The sequence below is a fragment of the Psychromonas algicola genome (assembly GCF_004378355.1).
Lineage (GTDB): Bacteria > Pseudomonadota > Gammaproteobacteria > Enterobacterales > Psychromonadaceae > Psychromonas.
This window is the reverse complement of the sequence record NZ_SNUB01000110.1, coordinates 1-324: the sequence shown is the minus strand read 5'-3', so window position 1 is coordinate 324 and position 324 is coordinate 1. Positions and strand designations below refer to the sequence as shown.

Annotated in this window: 1 protein-coding gene; it reads right to left on the bottom strand. The window is 47.8% G+C overall.

Going from position 1 to position 324, the window contains the following annotated elements:
- On the bottom strand, positions 1 to 324 hold a 324-nt coding region (locus E2R67_RS16550), incomplete at both ends, for an Ig-like domain-containing protein (protein WP_134292031.1).

Sequence of the window (324 nt, the reverse complement as noted above, 5' to 3'; positions counted from 1 at the left end):
ACGACATCAATCACAGGCGCATCGTTCACTTCCGTGACGTTCACTGTGATCGTTTGTGTACTAGTTGCCCCATCGTTATCGGTAACAGAGACTGAAATCGAATCTTCACCGACGAAGTTTGCATCTGGTGTGTAAGTAATGTTGCCGTTCGCGTCTAATACAGCCGTACCGTTGGTCGCAGTAATAGTATTCGCATCAATCGAGCCATCCACATCTGAAGCCGTTGCCACGATAGTCGCCGTATCTTCTGTAACCGTTGTGCTGACGACATCAATCACAGGTGCATCATTCACTTCCGTGACGTTCACTGTGATCGTTTGTGTA